Consider the following 19,287-nt stretch of genomic DNA (forward strand, 5'->3'; position numbering starts at 1 on the left):
TCACGCTGTTCTGGGCTGAGGCTGGAGAGCTGAGCGATCCATCGCGTGAACTGACTCGCTTTCATGATCCACCTCCCGCATGCGGAGACGTCATGATCAGCTTAGCCTGCTGCAACAGCTAACTCAGACATAGCCTTATTCTGTTAGTCCTTCAACGGGGCAAGTAGCGGGGCCGCCTGAAGGCGGCTGTGGAATGCTCGGGCGAGGGCCGAGATCAGCGGACGGGCCAGTGCAGAGCGAAATGCGCTCCGAGCACGAACCGGCCGCTCGGGGCGTGGTACTCCCAGCGCTCGACCCGCGCCTGTTTGTCCTGCGCACTGCCCAGGTACAGCCGATTGAACGAGTTCGGCAGGCCGCCGCGCACCCGGCAGGAGAGCGCAGTGCCCGCCTGCACCGTCCAGATCTCCCGTGCCAGCTCGGGATAGTGGTCGCTCAGCGGCAGGACGTAGGGCCGGTGGATGTGCCCGCCCATCACGATGTCCAGGCCCGCTTCGGCCCAGCGCATCAGCGCCGCCTGAGCGCCGAGCTGTATTTTGCGCAAGTGCGAGGGCACCATCGGGCCGAAGGGCTGATGGGCCACCACGATGCGTAATTTGGCCGGATCGCAGTGGCGCAGTCGCGCGCAGACCGCACGCACCTGGCCGGCTGTCACCCGGCCTTTCTTGCGGCGCATGGGGTGGGTGGTATTCAGGCCGATGAGCAGTAGCTCGTCGTTCTCGAAGACCGGCTCCAGCTCCTGGCCGAAGTACCGGCGGTAGTTGCCGTAGGGACACAGGAAGCGCAACAGCGGGTTGCGCGGCGGCGGCAGGTCGTGGTTGCCGGGAATCACCAGGGTTTCCGGGATGCCGTAACTCTTCAGGCGCCGAACGAAGGCCTGCGCGGCGGCGAACTGGTGGTGCCGTGCGCGCTGAGTGATGTCCCCCGACAGCACCAGCAGGTCGGCGCCCCGTTCGCGCACGTGCGCTTCCATGGCCTCCACGATCGCTGGCCGTTCGGTGCCGAAATGGGTATCGGAAATGTGCAAAATGCTCGTCATTGTGCCGAAAGTGCCTGCGTACGGATGAGATCGAGCTGGGCCCCATATGCTTGTTCGATATGTTCGGCAATACCCGGCGAGCCAAAGCCTAACAAGGATTTTCACAAAAAAACTACAATATTCACAAATAAATCACATCATGAGAGGATGCCCACCTGTGATGGGGGGCCGGGCGTTGCCAGAGGAGTAATGCCGTTGCCCAAATGTCTCTGGCAGGAATGGAGGATTCTGGAGTGAACGATGTGGCTTTAGCGGGGGTAAAGACGAACAAGGTCAAGCGCAGCCTCTTGTACAGAGCCGGCAAGAAACTGCGGCCGTGGTTCAATCGCTTCCTGGCCAGGAACTCCCTGGTGGGGGACCCGGAGGCCTTCGACAAGCAGCAGTTCCCGTGGACGGCGGAGCTGGAGGCCCATTGGCCGGCGATTCGCGCCGAGTTCGACCAGTTGATGCTGCGGAACACGCCGATCCCCGCCCTGCGCGACATTTCCCCGGATCACCGGCGCATCGCCAAGGACCACAATTGGCACTCGTTCTTCCTCTGGGGCTACGGCTACCGGATCGAGGAGGGCTGTCGTCTGTGCCCGCAAACGGCTCAGGCGCTGTCGGTGGTGCCCGGCCTCAACAGCGCCTTCTTTTCGATACTGGGTCCGGGCGCCCACATTCCGCGGCATACCGGGGTGACCAAGCGAATCATTACCTGCCATCTGGCGCTGGTCGTGCCGGAAGCCAAGGAGGACTGTCGGATTCAGGTCGGTGACGAGACTCTCTACTGGGAAGCAGGCCAGTGCACGGTCTTCGACGACACCTATCCGCATGAGGTCTGGAACGACACGAACCAGACCCGTGCGGTGTTGCTGATCCAGTTCAAGCGCCCCCTGCGCCTGCCGGGTCGTCTGCTGGGCGATCTGTTTCTTGGCGCGGTGCGCCGCAGCCCGTTCGTACAGGAGGCGCGCAACAATCTGGCCGCCTGGAGCCGGGCGCACAAGCTGCTGGACGGTTGACCGACGCCTCCCCGGGGGCTGCTAAACCCAGCCCTTTCAAGGTCTTTGGTCGAACAGATCCATCGCGAACAGCTTCCCGAGGACTGGGAGGCGTCTCCCTACCAGTTGGCGGTCCAGGTCAGAAGCCGTTACGAGGGGATGCTCGTCGCACTGCCGGTGGAGCACTGGCCCACGTGGGCCGACGGTTCGGCCAGCACACTGGCGCAGCGCCTGCTGGAGTTGGCACGGCACATCAAGCCCGGCCAGGTGGCCACCAGCAAGCGTGGCCCCAAGGTGAAGAAGACCCGGGAGTGGGTCGATGGCGCCACGGCCTGCGCTCATCTCTCTACGGCCCGTACACTCGAGGCCTCGAAAAGCAAAAGACCTTGAAAGGGCAGGGCCTCAGACCTGTTTCAGGCGGTCGGCCAGGCGCAGGGCGAGGGCGGCGATGGTCAGGGTGGTGTTCACCGAGCCCACCGTGGGCATCACCGCGCCGCCGGCGATGTAGAGGTTGGCGTGATCGTGGGTGCGGCAGTCCTTGTCCACCACCGAGGTTTTCGGGTCGTTGCCCATCAGGGCGGTGCCGCCGATGTGGTTGTTGTTGGCGAAGGTGTCCTCGAAGACCACCTCGGTGCCGCCCAGCAGTTTCGCCGCGTGGGCATAGACCTCGCGGGTGTGCACGGCGCTCTTGCGCACGTAGTCGTCCATCGCGTAGGTGAACTCCGGCTTGGGAATGCCGGCCACCCGCTCGGTGGCGCTGGGTACGATGCGGTTCTTCGGGTTGGGGAGGATCTCGTGGAAGCTGTCGAAGCGCACGAAGCGCGCGGCACGGTCGCGGATCTGCTGCTCCAGTTCAGGGCCGGCGAGCAGCGGGCCCTTCTGGATCAGCTCGGCGGCGACCTGGTCGACGCGCGACATGTTCGACAGATGGATCTTCTTCGAGGCGTATTCGCGGCGGAAGGCGCCGTCGCGGAAGTCGATCAGCGAGGTCATCTCCTGCGGGCCGCGGCCGGGCCAGAGTTCCTCGTTGGCGTAGAAGCGCACGCCGGTGCCGGGGTGGTCCATGAGGTGGCGGCCGACCAGGTCCGAGCTGTTGCCGACGTCGGACATCAGCATCAGCTTGGGCGTCTCGACGCCGTTGGCGGCGAGCACGAAGGTCCTGCCCTCGACGCGGTGCTCGTTGCCCTGCGGGTCCTTGTAGTGGGCGGCGGCGATGCGCCCGTCCCGGCCCTTCTCGAGCTTGAACACCACGGCGTTCTCGATCAGCCGGGCACCGGCCTTCTCGGCCTTGTCGACGTGGACGATGCCGTTGTACATGGCGCCGATCGGGCAGATCGGCATGCAGTTGTTGTTGCCGCAGCAGGGCGGGCGCTGGTCGTAGACCGTGCTGTTGCGCGCCACCGGCTCGGTGACCACGCGGTAGCCGTTGGCGTTGAGCACGGTCTTGACCCGCTCTTCGTTCCACGACAGCGGCAGCGGCGCCATCGGGTAGGGCGCCGAGCGCGGCGAGCCGAGGTCCTCGTCGGTCGGCCCCCAGACGCCCAGTTCGACCTCGGCGCGGCCGTACCAGGGCTCCAGGTCGGCGTACTCGATCGGCCAGTCGAGGCCGACGCCGTAGAGGCTCTTGAGCTTGAAGTCGTTGGGCAAAAAGCGCCAGGTCGAGGCCGCCCAGTGCCAGGTGGTGCCGCCGACGGCGCGGATGTACTGCACGTCGTAGGGGTGTTCGCCCTTCTGGATCAGGTAGTGGTTGCTCGGGTTGAGTTCCGGGTGCGGGGCGTGGGCGGGCGAGGGGTAGGGCGCCTGATTGTCGGACTTGTCCACCTGCTGGCGGAAGCGTTCGGCGATCTCGTGGCGTGCCAGACGCGGGCCTGCCTCGAGGATCAGCACGTCCTTGCCGGCCAGGGCCAACTGGTGGGCGATCAGGGCGCCGGCGATGCCGGAGCCGACGATGACGAAATCGGCCTGTTGAACAGTGGCCATGCTCAAGCCCTCCCGACGACAGGTTTCTCGGCCCAGGAACCCGGGCTGCCGAAGCAGAAGGCACGGGGCTTCAGGGCACCGTCCACCGCCTTGAACATCAGGGCGTCCTGGTAGGTGACGACCGTCGCGGTGTGGTCGCTGCCGACCAGGCCGAGATACCAGGCCGCGAGGATCTGCCGGGCCACTTCCTGCGGGTGTCCGCTCAGGCCCTGCGGGGTCTTGCCGAGCTTGCCCTGCAGTTCGCCGAGGTCCTTGGCGAAGGCGGCATCGCGCTTGGTCAGGGCTTCGTAGAGGCTCTGGCCGAGTTTTCCGTCGAGGTCGTTGCGCCCGGTGAGGCGCTGGGACAGGGTCATGAAGGTCGCCAGTTCGGTCTCGGCCTTGGGGGCAGCCGCCCAGGCGGAGCCGACCGGGTTCAGCAGCAGGACGCCGGCGGCGGCGCCGACACAGGCGGCGCCGAGCAGACGGCGACGGGAAAGGGTGAACGCAGGCACGGGCGATGGGCCGGGGATTACGGAGGCATGGTTGGACATGGAAACCTCTCTTGTTGTGGGTGGATGGCGCCAGGCGCTGGTGCATGCGCGGCCTGGCGCCCGTTGCTCGCTCAGGTCACTGCGAGAGCTTTTCCGAGACGACGGGGTAGTGGTCCCAGACCGCCTGGTCGGTCAGCGAGCGGACCAGCTTGATGTATTCGGCGTGGCTCCAGGCCAGAGGGGTGGCGGTGTCCGTGCCTTCACCCTTCACGTAGCCATGCCGGCGGTTGTTGCCCACGCCGTCCCAGACCTGTTCCGGCAGCATCAGGCCGTCGTTGGCGAACAGCTCCAGGGCCTTGACGTAGGTGTTCTTCAGTTGTGCGAGCTGCTCGGCGCTCAACGCCTTGACCCCCGCCGGCAGCTGGGCCTTGCTGCGGGCCAGCTCGTAATGGCCGCGCTCGCCGGTGAAGATCGGCCAGACGCGACCGCGCAGCCCGGAGTTCGGCGCCGGCGCCTCGGTGGCCGGGAAGTTGATGGCGGAGACTTCGCTCTCGCCGTAGCCGTCGTTGCCGTAGCGGCGCCAGCCGGGGAATTCGCCGGCGACGCCGGGAAAGGTGAAGGTGTATTTGACCTTCAGGTTCTCGGGCAGCTCCTGGCTGTCGAGCTCGTCGAGACTGCCGACGATATGGGGGTCGCTGGCGGGACGGACGCCGTAACGCACCAGCTCGAGGAAGCCGGCGTCGAGGATCTGGTTCTCCGGCAGTCCGGAGCGGCTGTTGTTGTCGAGCAGGGGCGCGCCGTCGTCGGGATTGTCGTTCTGGGTGATGCGCAGGTAATAGCGCCCGTCGCCCAAGACGCCGTTCTGGGTGACCATGCTCGTCTCCAGCTTGGCGGAGTAGCCTTTCGCGGCGCCCAGGAAGGTCTTCGCCGCCTCGCCGTCGCCGGCATGGCCGGCGAGTTCGGAGGCCGCCACCAGGCCGGCGATGACCGCCGCGGTGGTCGAGGGCGAGTAGCCCCATTGCTCCTCCCAGCGCTCCTGCTGGGTCTGCGGCGGGACGACCTTCCAGTCGTTCCAGCCGACCTTGACCTGACCGCCCTTGGCCAGGAATTCCGCCGCCGGCTTGAGCATGCTCTGGTACCAGCGATTGATCTGGGCGTCGTCCAGTACCCCGGCCTTCCACAATTTATAGCCCAGCATGATGGGCATGGCGGTCTGGTCGAGCTGGACCCCGACCCATTCGATCTCGCCGTCGACATGGGTTTTCTGCAGGAACCAGCCGGTCGTGCCGGGGCTGTCGTCCTTGGCCTTGCCGTCCTGCTTCTGTTCGTGGATGTAGGCCGAGGTATCGCCCTGCATGCGTGAGGTGGCCTCGGTGACCTGGACCTTCTTCAGGTATTCGAAGGCGACCTTCGGCGTTTGCCGGTCGCCGAGCGCCAGCAGCGCCATTGCGCACTGGTAGAAGTCGCGCGGCCAGACTGCCTTGTAGCCGGTGGTGCCCTTCGCGGCTGATACCGTCTCGCCCCAGGGGTTGGACAGGGAGGCGATCAGCGCCCCGGCGTGGCTCTTGTCTTCCTGCGCCTTGAGCACCAGGGCGCTGACGTTGAGCAGCTTGCCGTTGTCGGTGCTTTGCGCATACATCGCCGGCAGGCCGGAGAGGGAGGCTAGGTAGTCCTGCCAGCCGATCGCCTCGCCTTCGCCGTTGTAGTGGGCCAGCACCTTGGCGTAACCGCGGGCCAGCGTCGCGTCCGCCGCCCGGTCGGCCTGCTGGCGGTCGTGGCCGAAGCCGACGACCAGATCGAGGGTGGTCTCGGTGCCTGTCTGGGGCAGGCGTGCCAGCATGGCGACGTTACCGGGCTGCGATCCTGTGCTGTCGTACAGGTTGTCGAGCGTGCCGTCCTTGAGGTCGGTCAGGCCGTCGGAAACCCCGGCGAAGCCGACGGTGAGCTGCTCCAGGGGCCGGCTGGCCTTGACCACCAGGGTCGTCTCGCCTTGTTGGGCGTATAAGGCCTGTCCGTCGACGAAGGCGCTGTCGCCGCTGCCGTCGTTGCCGACGGCCGGATCGACGTGCACATAGGCCTGGATGCGCGGGTCCTTGCTGCGGAAGATCACCCGGACCATCAGGGCGTTCGCGTCGGGATCGGTGAAGACGTGTTTCTCGATCTCGTACAGCCCCTGCTTGTCGCGGTTGACGATCTTGTAGGCGAGCGAGTTGGGGCGGCCCTCGCCGTCGACCGACAGGTAATGCACTTCGCTGTCGGTGTCCTGGGCTTCCAGATCCACGAAATCCGGGCCCTGGACGACCAGTTGCAGCTCCCTGAGCTGGGCTTCGTGAATCAGTCCGAACATGGTTTCGGTGATGATGCCCTTGGCCAGGGAAAACCAGACTTTCGAGACTTCGCCAGTGGTCGCTTCCGGCGAGTATTGACCGTCCTTGTACTGTTCGTAGGAAGTACCGATGCCGGTCTTGCCCGAATAGGACCAGAACGGCGCGGCGCCCGGGGCGCCCGGAGCCACTTTCGGCGAGTCGGCGCCCGCGCTCTGGCAGACGACCAGAGTGCCGATCATGGCGCTCAGCAGTGTCTTGCGGAACCTTACTGGCTGCATATAACCCTCTTCTTTTTCTTGTGTAATGGCTTGGTGAGGCGAAGCGCGGCCTTGCAAGGGGCATGGGCGGAACGGGCTGCCCCGCACGCCGCACTCTAGTTCGAGGCTTTTGCCCGGCTTTCCGGGCACGGTGAATGGCGGTTGGTGGATCGGCACTGCACGCCTCTGGACTTGCCGGAGCGGCGCGAAATGGCGGCTGTATGCTGGGCAATGGCGTCGACGCTGCGCGCAGAGCGTGCTCGGCGGGCGCTGGGTCGGCCGCAGATGGCGATGCCCGGAGGCGCGAGCGTATTGAGGGGGAGAGCCATGGGACACCTCGGCATATGGACAGCGCTATCCTGATGAGTCGGAAACCCACCGCAAAGCGAAGCCTGTCGCCGCTATTTTGTTGTTTTTGTTTGTTGTCTCTGGGGCTGCAAGTACACGCCAGGCGAACCGGGAAGAGTCGCTAGAGGTCGGCACGGACGGCTTGGATCACAGGGATAGCGCTATCCTATACAGTGGATTTTTGCTTGGCAAGGTTGAATTCATTCCTGCCTGTCAACCAGGAAATCGAGTCGTGGATATAAAATGGTTCGTTATTCGACCATTGCTTGAGGTGCGATCCGGCATCCAGGGGTCGACGGGGCGGTAGGCGAATGGCTGCGGTGTTGCGATTGCATCCCGCAGCGATGCGCTCGGTCCTGGAGACAACTACCCGCAATCGCAGCTTGCCCGGATTCGGGTAGTTATCGTACGACATGGTCGAAAGAGTGTGTTCCACAGCTTTCGGGAATACTTCGGAAGCTTCTCTCCGCTCAGACGAGCGTGGCTCCGCGCGTATTCACGTAAATCGCATAAAGCGAATGGCAACTGGCCATGAACAGGCGATTGCCGGCAGTCCCGCCAAAGCAGAGATTGGCGCAGCGCTCCGGCAGTCTGATGTGCCCTATTGGCTTGCCGGCGGGGTTGAAGACCATGACGCCGTCGAGTTCTTCCGGTTTGGCGTCGAGGGCGCCGGAACTACCCCAGCCGCACCAGAGATTGCCGTCCTCGTCGCACTTTATTCCATCAAGGGCGCCATAGGCCTGTGCCTCGATATGCTTGCGCCGTTCGCCAAGAGTGCCATCGTCGTTCACGGTATAGGCCCATACCACTCGATTGGGCTTGGAGCGGCCCTCGACAATATAAAGCAACTTTTCGTCAGGCGAAAAACACAGGCCGTTCGGTCCGGCGATAGTATCGAGGACACGGGTTACCTGTCCCGTTCCCGCGTCGACGCGATAAACGCCGTGCGGCAGTTCGGTTTGAACCCGGTGGCCTTCGTAGTTGCTGTCCGCCTGGAAAGGGGGATCGGTAAACCAGATCGAGTCATCGCTCTTCACCACGATATCGTTCGGCGAGTTGAAGCGCTTGCCTTCGAAGTTGTCGGCAAGAACCGTGATTTTTCCGCTGTGTTCCGTGCGTGTGATGCGGCGGCCCTCGGTCGCCGTCGTCGATCCTTCGCAGGCAAGCAGGCGGCCCTGGCGATCGCGGCACAGGCCATTCGCAAAGTTGGACTGTTCGCGGTATACGCTGAAGGTGTCGGTTATCTCGTCCCAGCGCATGATCCTGTTGCTGGGAACATCGCTGAGCAGAACATAACGGCCATCGCCGATCCAGGTCGGGCCTTCCGCCCAGCGCATGCCGGTGGCCAGTCGTTCGACACTGGCATTGAATATGCGGTATTTCAGGAAACTTTCGTCGAGGGCCTGAACCAGCGGGTCCGGATATTTGAGGTTCAGCGGTTCAGCTCTGGCGAGATTGGCAAAACCCAGGCTACCCATGGATACGCCCGCGGCAGATAGCAGCAGCGAGTTTTTCAGGAAGCGTCGGCGAGCGTTTTCCTGAGAAAGTTCTGGCGTGCCGGGATTTCGATTGTATGACATTGAACTGGCTCCATTTGCTTGTTTTTTTTGTCGATAGAAGCGCAAGTGCACGAGCTCGCCGAATTCGGGGGGAGGCATGAATTGCCCGGGACATTTCCCGGTTGCACGCCCGAGCGGCCCGAACGTGGCCGCTCGGCGCAAGTTCACGCCGACACGTCTCTCCGGATTCGTTTTTGCCTTTGCAGGGACTTTGCGTGAGCGGCTACTTTAGGTCTGACATCGTATGACTTGCAAGCTTTTCACGAGGCCACCATCACCCCGTTCGCTGCCGCCTTCGCCGGCGTCGTGGCCAAGACCGCTCCCACCGCTCCGGCCATCCGGCGTCCATAAAAAAACCGCCGGCCTCGCGGCTGGCGGTTTCCGGTGTCGCGCCTGAGTCAGGCTTCGGCCGCTTCGGGGAGTTCGTCGGTTGGGGCCAGTGCCGGCCGGATCTCGTCGTTCAGCCGCCAGAAGCTGTGCATCACTGACACGAAGCCGGCGAGCGGGCCGAGGAGGGCGCTGTTGACCTTGGCCGCGTCCTGGTCGAGGGCGCGCGCGATATCCTTGGTGCGTGCCTGGCCGTTGTCATACAGGAACTGCAGGATCTGACGCTGCCCCTTGGGCAGTTTGGCCAACCGGACTTCCTCTTTCTGGGGCGGTGTGGGTGCGCTGGGGCTGCCGGCGAGCGGTGAGGCCGACGCCCTCTCCATCATGCGCGGCCTGCTCGGACGGGGCGTCTCCGCGATCTCGTCGTATTCCGTCTCGGCTGCCTGGCCAGGGGCCTCCGGCTGATCGCCGGTCGATATCCGGTCGAGCATTCCCGGCTTGATGGTGTAGCAGCCCTGTGCGTCACGGTCCAGCCACTCCCGGCGCAGCGTGACCAGCGACACCGAGGCCGGCTCGTCCGGCCCCATCGCATCCATCACCTCGTCCGGCGAGCAGCCCGGATGGTTGCGGATGTATTCCAGTACCTGCCTGTCCAGCCCGCTCAGGCCGGACAGCGCGGGCGAAGTGGCGGCGGGTCTGGCCGGTTTCGCCGAGGCCGCGGTGGCCGCCGCCCTCGGTGCCGGGCTGGGCGTCCGCGGCGCTTCGGCGCCCCGGATGGAGGTTTGCCCTGTCGCACGGCTGGACGGGCTGGCTCCGGTCGGTGCCTGTTTGCCCATGGACATGCATTCCATTACATAGTCCCGCACGGTGTAGCCGGCGAAGGTGAAGGGATCGAACCAGAGCCCGGTCAGGCCCTTGAGCGCGGTGACGACGTCCGCGCTGCTCAGTTGAGTGTTCTTGGCGATCTGGGCGGCATTCTGGTTGGGGTTGGCCATGACCCAGGCCAGCAGCTTGCGTTCGGTCTTGTTGAGCTTGGTGAAGGCTTCACGCAAGCGGGCGAACACCTGCTCCTTGGATTCGTCCGGACCCGGTATCTCGACAGGCGCCGGTTCGGGCCTGGCCGCGGGAGCGGGGGAGGCGACGGCAATTATTGCCGGCTTTGCGACGGGCGCGGCATCGGCCTTAGCCTCGGCACGCTTCTGCATGGTTTCCTGCGCTCTGGCACACGCCTTGAGCAGCTCTTCGGCCACCCAGTTCGGTGGCGCCGAGGCCTCGCCCTGGGCCTTTTCGGCGGTATCTGCCGACGGCATGGGCGCTGCGCTTGGCCGCAGGTCCGCGGAGCGGGCGGCCGCCAGGCCGGCGCTGGCGGATACGGCCGAGGGGGCAGCCGGGCGGGCCGTCTCGACCTTCGCGGCCGGTACCTCGGCCGCTGCCGCCGCACGCGGGGCTTCTGCCGCTTGTCCGGCTTTTTCAGGCAGAGGACGGGGCTCCATACGAACGGCCGCCTCCTGTGGCCTGGGCGGGGTGTCCGCTTGCGCCTCGGCACGCGCTGTGCCTGTCGGCGCAACGGCCGCTTGCAGTGGCTGCGCTGCGGGTGTGGCTGCCTCGGGCTGCACGGCGTTGAGCGCCGGCTTGGCGGTTCTTTGGCTGGCGCTGCGGCGCAGGTACAGGCGGCCCAGCAGCTCGTACAGCTCCGGGGCTGCGCTGGCTTTGGCGGCCTCGCTGACACGCTCGATCGCGTCGTCCAGCCGGTCGGCCAGAACCAGTTCCTTCACGGTGTTTTCAAGCGTGGCGAGATCCTGAACGCCACCCCTGTCCTTGCCTGTCCCGGGTTGTCCGAGCAGCAGGACCATCTCCAGACGCCAGAGGATTTGCGGCGAGGCGACATGGTTTTCGAGGGATTCGCTCAGCAATTCCTGTGCAAGCGCGTGCTGGCTGGCGCTGGCCAGATAGCGCAGGGTGCTGGCCAACGCCTTGAGCGAGCCATCGGGACAGGCTTCGTGCAGGCAGGATTCGAAAGCGGCAAAACTGTGGGTGCGAGCGATGCCCCACAAACGCTCGACGGGAGGTTTGTGCTCCAAGCGGGGATACCTATGCGTTGGGTCGGAGGGCCGACGTGGTGGTGCGGAAAAAGCCGCGGACTATACCACGACGGCCCCGGCCTTTCGGCCTGCGCTCGACGTCTGGAGACGGCGACGAGACAGGCCGGGTTCCGGTCTTCAGGTCACCAGCCGATAACAGGGCACATAGGGCGTGCCGCCCGGCAGCTTCATCCGGTGCTGGTCGACGAAGGCCTGCAGCAGCTCGTCCAGCGGTCGCATCACCGCCGATTCGCCATGGATCTCGTAGGGGCCGTACTGCTCGATCAGGCGGATGCCCTTGTCCTTGACGTTGCCGGCGACGATGCCGGAGAAGGCGCGGCGCAGGTTGGCCGCCAGCTGATGAGGCGGCAGGTCGCGGCTCAGCTGCAGGCTGGCCATGTTGGCGTGGGTCGGGTCGAACGGGCGCTGGAAGCTTTCCTCGATCCGCAGCAGCCAGTTGAAATGGAAGGCGTCGTGGCGCTCCCGGCGGAACTGCCTGACTTCCTTCAGCCCGTGGGTCATCTGCCTGGCCACTTCGACGGGATCGTCGATGATGATCCGGTAGTGGCTCTGTGCTGCCACTCCCAGCGTGGCGCCGACGAACGCGTGCAGTTGCTCCAGGTAGGGCGCCGCGCTCCTCGGGCCAGTGAGGATCACCGGAAACGGCAGCTCCTTGTTGTCCGGGTGCATCAGGATGCCGAGCAGGTAGAGGAACTCCTCGGCGGTGCCGGCGCCGCCGGGGAAGATGACGATGCCGTGGCCGACGCGCACGAAGGCCTCCAGGCGCTTCTCGATGTCCGGGAGGATCACCAGTTCGTTGACGATCGGGTTGGGCGTCTCGGCGGCGATGATCCCCGGTTCGCTCAGGCCCAGGTAGCGGCCGCCGACGAGCCGCTGCTTGGAATGGGCGATGGTGGCGCCCTTCATCGGTCCCTTCATCACGCCCGGCCCGCAGCCAGTGCAGATGTCCAGTTTGCGCAGGCCCAGCTCGTGACCGACCTTCTTGGTGTACTTGTACTCCTCGACGCTGATCGAGTGGCCGCCCCAGCACACCACCATCTTCGGCTCCACGCCGGGGCGCAGGGTGCGGGCGTTGCGCAGCAGGTGGAAGAGGTAGTCGGTGATGCCCTGGGAGGTGCTCAGGTCGATGCGCAGGCTGTCCAGCTCGCTCTGGGTGTAGACGATGTCGCGCAGGGCGCTGAACAGCATCTCGCGGGTGCTGGCGATCATCTCGCCGTCGACGAAGGCGTCCGCCGGCGCGTTGAGCAGCTCCAGGCGGACGCCGCGGTCCTGCTGATGGAGGCGCACCTCGAAGTCCTGGTAGGACTCGAGGATGGTCTTGGCGTTGTCGGTGCGGGCGCCGGTGTTGAGGATCGCCAGGGCGCACTGGCGGAACAACGTGTAGAGGCTGCCCGCCCCGACTTCGCTCAGTTGCTGGACTTCGCGCTGGGACAGCGTTTCCAGGCTGCCCTTGGGGCTTACCGAAGCGTTGATTCTATGTCTTGAGTTCATTTTCGGTCCCCTGTGAACGATGCCGGCGGCCGCAAGGCCGGTCGCATCGGGATGGTGAGCGTCGAACGCGGTCGCGCGCAGTGGGCATTTTCTCCAGCGGCGGGGTGAAACGGCAAACGCTGCGGTGAGATTGCCGGTAGCCGGTGTATCTGTGCCGATCTTACGCCGCCCTTGGGTGAAACGGCGCGAAAAGGGGGCAGCGGGCGGCTGCCCTGGCCGGCGGTGCGGCCGGGATACGCCTGCCGACCCAGGTGGCGCCGATTGTCACAATTGCCGTGAGGGGCGAAGGCTGCACCTGCCCGAACTCTTGCGCTTGGCGCGCTCTGCCTCGCCCGACACCCTCCGGAAACCTTGCCGGCCACCCTGACGACATCGCCGCATCCGGATGGCTGGGCATGGTATCCGCACGAAGACGATCACTCCTGCGGCGACTATTTAATCCTTTTAATTAGTGTGGGAATTTTGATACCGTTTTGCCTTCCTGTAGGGTGTGATAAATGGATCAATCGGGGAGGAGCAAGGGATGACGGTACTCGCGCCTGGTACAAACGCTGCAGCATCGAGCGTCCGGAGCGCATGGCCCCAGTCATGCGATAACTCGCCGGCCTTCGGGGAGTACGCGGCGATTGTCTTACTCCTCATGGACGAAAAGCCGCATCCCCAGGGTGGTTCCGTTCTATTCCCGATTGCGCACGACCCTATGAAGTGGGACAGGACTCAGGAGATGGGCGGCTGCAACCTGGATCCGGCAAAACTTTTGGCCGGTAGCGATCACATTCTCCGTATTGGCACCTTCTCCACGGCAGATCCCTTCGGCAAATAGGTGGCGGAACTCTGACTCGAGAACCGAGTGAAAGATGTCGGGCTCTCTATTTCGCGCCAACTTGGCTCTTGTACGCAAGTCGGATTGATACTTGATGTGCAGAGCAAGAGCAAAAGTCGGGGCTGTTTCAGGGAGCGGGCCTTGCCGGAGCGATTGGGGTTGTGCCTGGAGGGGGCGTCTTGCAGTCGCTTTTTGAAAGAAGTGTATAACTATAAACAAGGGTCAAACTTTTCAAGGATGCCAGCATCATGTCTTCAACTGCCTTTGTCGAGGGTGGTGTTTATACAAGGCGCGTTGTTCCCTTTGTCGCAGGCGATGGCCGTTCGCTGAACCTCGTCAATATAAGATATTCCGAAAAGATGCCCGACAAAGGTCCCGTGATCCTGGTACATGGGGCTGGTGTCCGGGCTTCGATATATCAGGCACCCGTGGAGACGGACATCGTGGATGCACTGATAGCCAGTGGATACGATGTCTGGCTGGAAAACTGGCGTGCCAGCATCGATTTCGAAGCCAACCTCTGGACCCTTGACCAGGCCGCCTTGTTCGATCATCCAGCGGCAGTGCGCACGATCATCGCCGAAACCGGGGCCGAAACGGTAAAAGCCGTCATTCACTGCCAGGGATCGACCAGTTTCACCATGTCGGCTATTGCCGGGCTGCTGCCTCAGGTTTCAGTCATCGTCAGCAACGCCGTCTCGCTGCATCCGGTGGTGCCCAGGTGGTCATCCTTCAAATTGAACCGGATGTTGCCGCTGGTCAAACTGATGACCGAATACCTCAATCCTCACTGGGGAATGGAGGCGCCTACGCTGGCAGCCAAGCTGATCACCCTGATGGTGAATATGACCCATCACGAGTGCGACAATCCGGTATGCAAGCAGGTCAGTTTCACCTATGGAAGCGGATTTCCGGCACTCTGGCGGCATGAAAATCTCAATGACGAGACCCACCAGTGGATTAAATCCGAGTTCGGCGCCGTACCGCTGCGTTTCTTCGAGCAGATAGTTCGCTGCACCAGTCGGGGCAATCTGGTATCTGTCGAGGGATTTCCGGAACTTCCCGAGGATTTCGCATCCTTCGAGCCCAGGACCGAGGCCCGGTTTGCCTTTTTCGCCGGTGAAAAGAATCTTTGTTTCCTGCCGGAAAGCCAAGTCAAGAGTCATGAATACTTTTCAAAATGGCGCCCGGATTATCACACATTACATTTGTTGCCCGATTACGGCCATCTGGATGTATTCATGGGGAAAAACGCGGCTCGCGACATATTCCCTTTGATGATCCATGAACTCGAAAGACAGTGACGGCACTGGCTCCCGTACTTCACGATCAAGGACTAAGGAGAGACTCGTTGTTCAACAAAATTCCGGAGCGTATAAAAGACTACGCTGGCCGCTTTTCGCTGGTTGATGGCGTTCCGTTCAAGTTGCCTGTGGCGGCCACCAACTCCCCGGCCTTGATGGCCATATTTCCAATCGATGCGGAGAAGGCCAGGGCGTTTTTGCCCAAGGGCATACATCCGTTGCGCCTGTGGAGGAAAGCCCTGCTGATCGTGACGGTCATCGATTACAGGGAAACCCCTATCGGCAAGTATGTCGAGTACAGCATCGCCATTGCCTGTACCCATGGCAGGAAGCCTGCTCCCAGGTTGCTGCCGGCGCTGTTCATGGATTTTTTCAAGGCCGGGCAGTATGTGGTGGACCTTCCGGTCTCCTCCGAAATTTCCGTGAAGGGGGGGAAAGGCATATGGGGCATGCCGAAGCATCAGGGGCATCTGAACTTCAATATCTCGGAAGAGCGTATCAGCAGTCAGTATGACCTGGATGGGAAACTGGTCGCCTATGTCGAGATCGAGCCTCCGAAAAAGACCTGCATTCCCGTGCGGACGAAGGCTGCCAACTACTGCTCGTTCCGCGGCATGTTGATGAAGTCGGACATCTTTCTCGATGCCCGCTGTGGTGTTCGCCTGTTCCGCAATGCCAAGGCCCGCTTTGTAATCGGCGATCACCCGCGTCTGCAGGCCATGAAAGAGCTGGAAATCGGCGATGCCATTGCTACCGTATTTTTGCCCTCGATCACCGGGACCCTGGATGATCATGTCGAAAGCTGGTTTCTGGATTTCGATCAACTGCCGGAGAAGGCTCCGGAGGGGATGGAGTCGGTTGTCGGTCTGAGCCTGAGCGAAGAGTGGCTGTCTCCGCCTGCCGCGCCGATTCCCCCGCATGCAGAGGGCAGGCACTAACCCATGTCCATGCCTGCCAATTCGCTGCCGCAGGGGGCCGCCGCGTCGAGCCCCGATGGACCCCGAAGAGCCCTGATCCTGCCCGGAGGCGGATTGCGCCTTTCCTATGCGGCCGGTGCCTTGTCGGAAATCTTTGCGCGCGGACTCACCTTCCAGCACATGGACGCCACCTCGGGGGGAGCACTCAATCTGGCCATGCTGTTCTCGGGGCTGGGCATCGAGGAGATCTGCCGGCGCTGGCGGACTTTGCGCATGCGGGACACCTTCTCCCCGATGCCGCTGGCCAATTATCTCCTGCCTTCGAGATTCGTGGCCGCCAGCGCTTCCAAGTCCTTTCGCAAGAAGATTTATCCGCATCTTGGAATCGACTTCGAAAGAATCAGAGCTGTGGAGGGCATCCAGGGAACCTTCAATCTCTGTGATTTCTCGACCAAGACGAACCGGGTCCTCCCTCATCGGGAGATGACGGAGGACTTTCTGGTCGCCAGCATGTCGCTACCGGCAACCTTGCCGCCCGTCGAGGTCGACGGTGTTCATTACCTGGACTCGGGGTTCATCCAAGACGCCAACCTGATGGAGGCGGTGCGGCGGGGAGCCAGCGAGCTCTGGCTCATCTGGGTGATGGGCAATGTTCCGCACTACCGCAGCGGCCCGCTGAACGCCTATGTGCAAATGCTGGAGATGAGCGCCAACAGCGCGCTTATTAAAGAAATGCAGCACATCCGCGAGATAAACGAGCGCATTGCTCGTGGAGAGCAGCCTTATGGCCACCGGCAGCCCATTCGGCTTCATCTGATCAAACCCAGGCACCCCCTGCCTCTGGACTTGGCTCTTTATACCGGCGCCATCACCCATGACGAGCTGATCGAAAGGGGACGGGCCGATGCGCGCGACTATTTCGCCAGCATGACCCCCGAAGGCGTTCCACTCGAACCTGAGACGTTGAAAATGACAGCACAGAATCCCGGCTTGCAGTTCAAGGAAACCATGGCAGGCGGCTTTGCCCTGGGTGTTGGCGAGGCGGCGGAAGGGCAGGCCAGAGGCAAACGGCAGAACCAGCGGCTGGTCATGCATGCGGAGGTTCGCATCGATGACATGAGCGCCTTCGTCAGGGACCCCGAGCACAGGGGACAGCTGACGGGAAGCATCGACTTTGCTCCGCTGGGAATGGGCATGCGGGCAACCACAGGCGTATTCAATCTGTTCAAGCCTACCGATGATCCCGGCATGACCTTCATGGTTTATGAACTGGGCTTCCAGCACGAAGGCAAGGATTACTATCTGGCCGGTCGCAAGGAAGTGCGCAACGGCCCGATCTTCAGGCTGTGGCCGGAAACCACCACCCTTTACACCCGTCTCCATGAGGGCACGGACGCGAGCGGTCCGGTCGTTGGTGCCGGGACACTGAGCCTTGGCGTGACGGATCTGATGAGGCTGCTATCGACCGTCCGTATCACAGAGGCGAATGGCCTGTCGGCACGCCTGAAAACCCTGTGCAGCTTTTTCACCTTCTTTGCCCGGTCGCTCTGGGATACCTACGTAAGACATACCCAAAAATCAAAAGAGCCTGTGAACGGACTCCCTGGAAATTCCATTAAGGGATCTCAAGAATAAGATGAGCATCAAGTATGACTACGAAGCTGTCGTGATCGGCAGCGGTTTCGGCGGCTCGATCAATACCTGCCGCCTGGCCAAGCGCTGGCCGGGAGCGGTCCTGCTGCTGGAGCGTGGCAGGCGTTATCCGATGGGCTCGTTTCCGCGTTCTCCCTACGATATAGCGAACAGCTTCTGGAACCTGCTTCCCGAGCAGAGGAAGCGGCCAAAAACCATTGCAGCTCAAGAGGCTCACGGGCTGTTCGACATCAGAAACTTCGACCACATCGATGCGGTCGTCAGCGCCGGACTGGGGGGCGGTTCGCTGATTTACGCCAACGTGTTCCTGGAGCCTCCCGAGGAGATATTCGACGACAACTGGCCGGCAGCAGCCAGGAAAGAAGCCTTGCAGCCGTACTATGCCGTCAGCAAGGAGGTATTGGGGGCGAGGCCGGTACCGCAGAGCAGCGATCCGCGGCGCAAGGTCATTCGCACCGAGCTGTTTCGGGAGTTTGCCCAATCCGAGGGGCGCGAGTCGAAGCTGCTGGACATCAATGTTTTCTTCGGCAACGACTTCGAGAATCCGACCGCCATCGGCCTTCAGGAGAAGAACCGCTACGGCGCGGTGCAGACTTCCTGCGTGTACTGTGCGGAATGCGATCTGGGCTGCAATACACACTCCAAGAACTCCCTGGATCTCAACTACCTGCATGTGGCCGAGCATCGCTATGCGGCCCGCATAGAAACCGAAGCGCTCGGGCAGAAAATCGCTCCCCTGAACGAGCGGGGCGAGGAAGATCCGTCGGCAACCGGGGAGCATGGTTACCGGGTCTACTGGCTCGATCTCAAGAACGGCCATGTCGAGTGCAGCGCACTAAGCCGTCGAGTGGTGGTGTCCGCCGGTACGCTCGGCTCCACCGAACTGTTGATGCGCTGCCGGGATCTTCACAAGACGCTGCCCGGTATCAGCCAGCAACTGGGGCAGCACTTTTCCGCCAACGGGGATTTTCTCTCCTTCGTGATCGATGGAAAGAAACCGGCCAATCCGAACTATGGCCCGGTCATCACCCAGGGTACGGATTACAACCTGCTCAAGGATTTCGACCGCAAGCATGCCTTCATCCTCGAGGATGCCAGTTATCCGAACTTCGCCGCCTGGTATACCGAGGGCATCCGGCCCGGACTTTCGCACTTCCATGCCTTCGTGCGCACCGTGCGGCTGATGGCTTCTCGTTTCCTGCAGGGCCTCGGTAGCGGGCATATCGGCTATGCCTTCAATGAATTGCTCAAGGGGAGCCTTTCCTACACCAGCATCGTGCTGTTGTGCATGGGGATCGACAAAGGCAACGGTGTGATGAGTCTTTGCAAGGAAGGCTTCATCCACGTGAAGTGGCCCTACCGGGACAACAGGGGCCTCTACGACGCCATCGAACGCATGGGCAAGCGCTTCCGGGACTGGACTGGCGCCAAGGTCTTCGTGCCTCTGCCGAACTGGCTATGGCCCATGAAGCGTAACGTGACCGTGCATGCGCTGGGCGGCTGCCGTCTGGCCGACAGCCCGCAGCGGGGCGTGACCAGTGCGGCGCCGGAAACCTTTGGCCAGGTGTTCGGTTATCAGGGGCTCTATGTGGCCGACGGCGCCTTGCTGCCCACCGCAGTGGGGGCAAATCCGGTGGCGACCATCAGTGCGCTTTCCGAGCGGGTGGCCGAGGGCATCACCGGGATCCGCCCCACGGCGGATCTCTGACTGAA

General features: G+C 62.9%; 13 protein-coding genes. 6 read left to right on the forward strand and 7 right to left on the reverse strand.

The genetic code is table 11. From position 1 onward, the window contains the following. Window positions 1-214: 214 nt before the first annotated feature. Window positions 215-1,036: a metallophosphoesterase family protein gene (locus BMY22_RS16715; protein ID WP_090623963.1), complete on the reverse strand. Its 822-nt coding sequence runs from the start codon at window positions 1,034-1,036 to the stop codon at window positions 215-217. Window positions 1,037-1,269: 233 nt separating this feature from the next. On the opposite strand from BMY22_RS16715, the gene BMY22_RS16720 reads away from it, so the two are divergent. Next, window positions 1,270-2,037, forward strand: a complete 768-nt coding sequence (locus BMY22_RS16720) for an aspartyl/asparaginyl beta-hydroxylase domain-containing protein (protein WP_090623965.1) — start codon at window positions 1,270-1,272, stop codon at window positions 2,035-2,037. 45 nt (window positions 2,038-2,082) lie between these two features. Then, window positions 2,083-2,406 carry a hypothetical protein gene (locus tag BMY22_RS16725; RefSeq protein WP_090623966.1) on the forward strand — a complete coding sequence of 108 codons (324 nt, stop codon included), beginning with the start codon at window positions 2,083-2,085 and terminating at the stop codon, window positions 2,404-2,406. Between the two features lie 12 nt (window positions 2,407-2,418). Here BMY22_RS16725 and BMY22_RS16730 read toward each other — a convergent pair whose 3' ends face one another. The 6 genes from BMY22_RS16730 to ppnN all read right to left on the reverse strand — a co-directional run bounded on the left by BMY22_RS16730 (window position 2,419) and on the right by ppnN (window position 12,877). Next, a complete protein-coding gene (locus tag BMY22_RS16730; RefSeq protein ID WP_090623967.1) occupies window positions 2,419-3,996 on the reverse strand; it encodes a GMC family oxidoreductase in 1,578 nt (525 codons plus the stop codon). Between the two features lie 2 nt (window positions 3,997-3,998). Further along, window positions 3,999-4,526: a sugar dehydrogenase complex small subunit gene (locus tag BMY22_RS16735; RefSeq protein WP_090623968.1), complete on the reverse strand. Its 528-nt coding sequence runs from the start codon at window positions 4,524-4,526 to the stop codon at window positions 3,999-4,001. Between the two features lie 76 nt (window positions 4,527-4,602). Next, complete coding sequence (locus BMY22_RS16740) at window positions 4,603-7,071, reverse strand: glucan 1,4-alpha-glucosidase (RefSeq protein WP_090623970.1); 2,469 nt, start codon at window positions 7,069-7,071, stop codon at window positions 4,603-4,605. Window positions 7,072-7,868: 797 nt separating this feature from the next. Next, on the reverse strand, window positions 7,869-8,978 hold the full coding sequence (locus BMY22_RS16745; RefSeq protein WP_090623971.1) for an SMP-30/gluconolactonase/LRE family protein: 1,110 nt from the start codon (window positions 8,976-8,978) through the stop codon (window positions 7,869-7,871). 377 nt (window positions 8,979-9,355) lie between these two features. Continuing rightward, a complete protein-coding gene (locus BMY22_RS16750; protein ID WP_244158894.1) occupies window positions 9,356-11,365 on the reverse strand; it encodes a hypothetical protein in 2,010 nt (669 codons plus the stop codon). Between the two features lie 138 nt (window positions 11,366-11,503). Continuing rightward, window positions 11,504-12,877, reverse strand: coding sequence for a nucleotide 5'-monophosphate nucleosidase PpnN (gene ppnN / locus BMY22_RS16755; RefSeq protein ID WP_090623975.1), 1,374 nt, complete (start codon window positions 12,875-12,877; stop codon window positions 11,504-11,506). Window positions 12,878-13,948: 1,071 nt separating this feature from the next. Here ppnN and BMY22_RS16765 point away from each other — a divergent pair. The 4 genes from BMY22_RS16765 to BMY22_RS16780 are packed head-to-tail and all read left to right on the forward strand — an operon-like array spanning window position 13,949 to window position 19,282. Then, window positions 13,949-15,004: an alpha/beta hydrolase family protein gene (locus tag BMY22_RS16765; protein ID WP_090623979.1), complete on the forward strand. Its 1,056-nt coding sequence runs from the start codon at window positions 13,949-13,951 to the stop codon at window positions 15,002-15,004. A 47-nt stretch (window positions 15,005-15,051) separates the two neighbouring features. Beyond that, the gene (locus BMY22_RS16770; protein ID WP_167363754.1) at window positions 15,052-15,942 is read left to right on the forward strand and encodes an acetoacetate decarboxylase family protein; all 891 of its coding nucleotides are present in this window, start codon (window positions 15,052-15,054) and stop codon (window positions 15,940-15,942) included. Window positions 15,943-15,945: 3 nt separating this feature from the next. After that, entirely contained in the window at window positions 15,946-17,556 is a 1,611-nt protein-coding gene (locus BMY22_RS16775; RefSeq protein WP_208599317.1) for a patatin-like phospholipase family protein, read from the forward strand. A 1-nt stretch (window position 17,557) separates the two neighbouring features. Further along, window positions 17,558-19,282 (forward strand): GMC oxidoreductase, encoded by a 1,725-nt coding sequence (locus BMY22_RS16780; RefSeq protein WP_090623980.1) that lies wholly within the window; start codon window positions 17,558-17,560, stop codon window positions 19,280-19,282. Window positions 19,283-19,287: the final 5 nt, after the last annotated feature.

Origin of the sequence: Azotobacter beijerinckii (genome assembly GCF_900110885.1) — a bacterium.
GTDB classification, from domain to species: Bacteria; Pseudomonadota; Gammaproteobacteria; order Pseudomonadales; family Pseudomonadaceae; genus Azotobacter; species Azotobacter beijerinckii.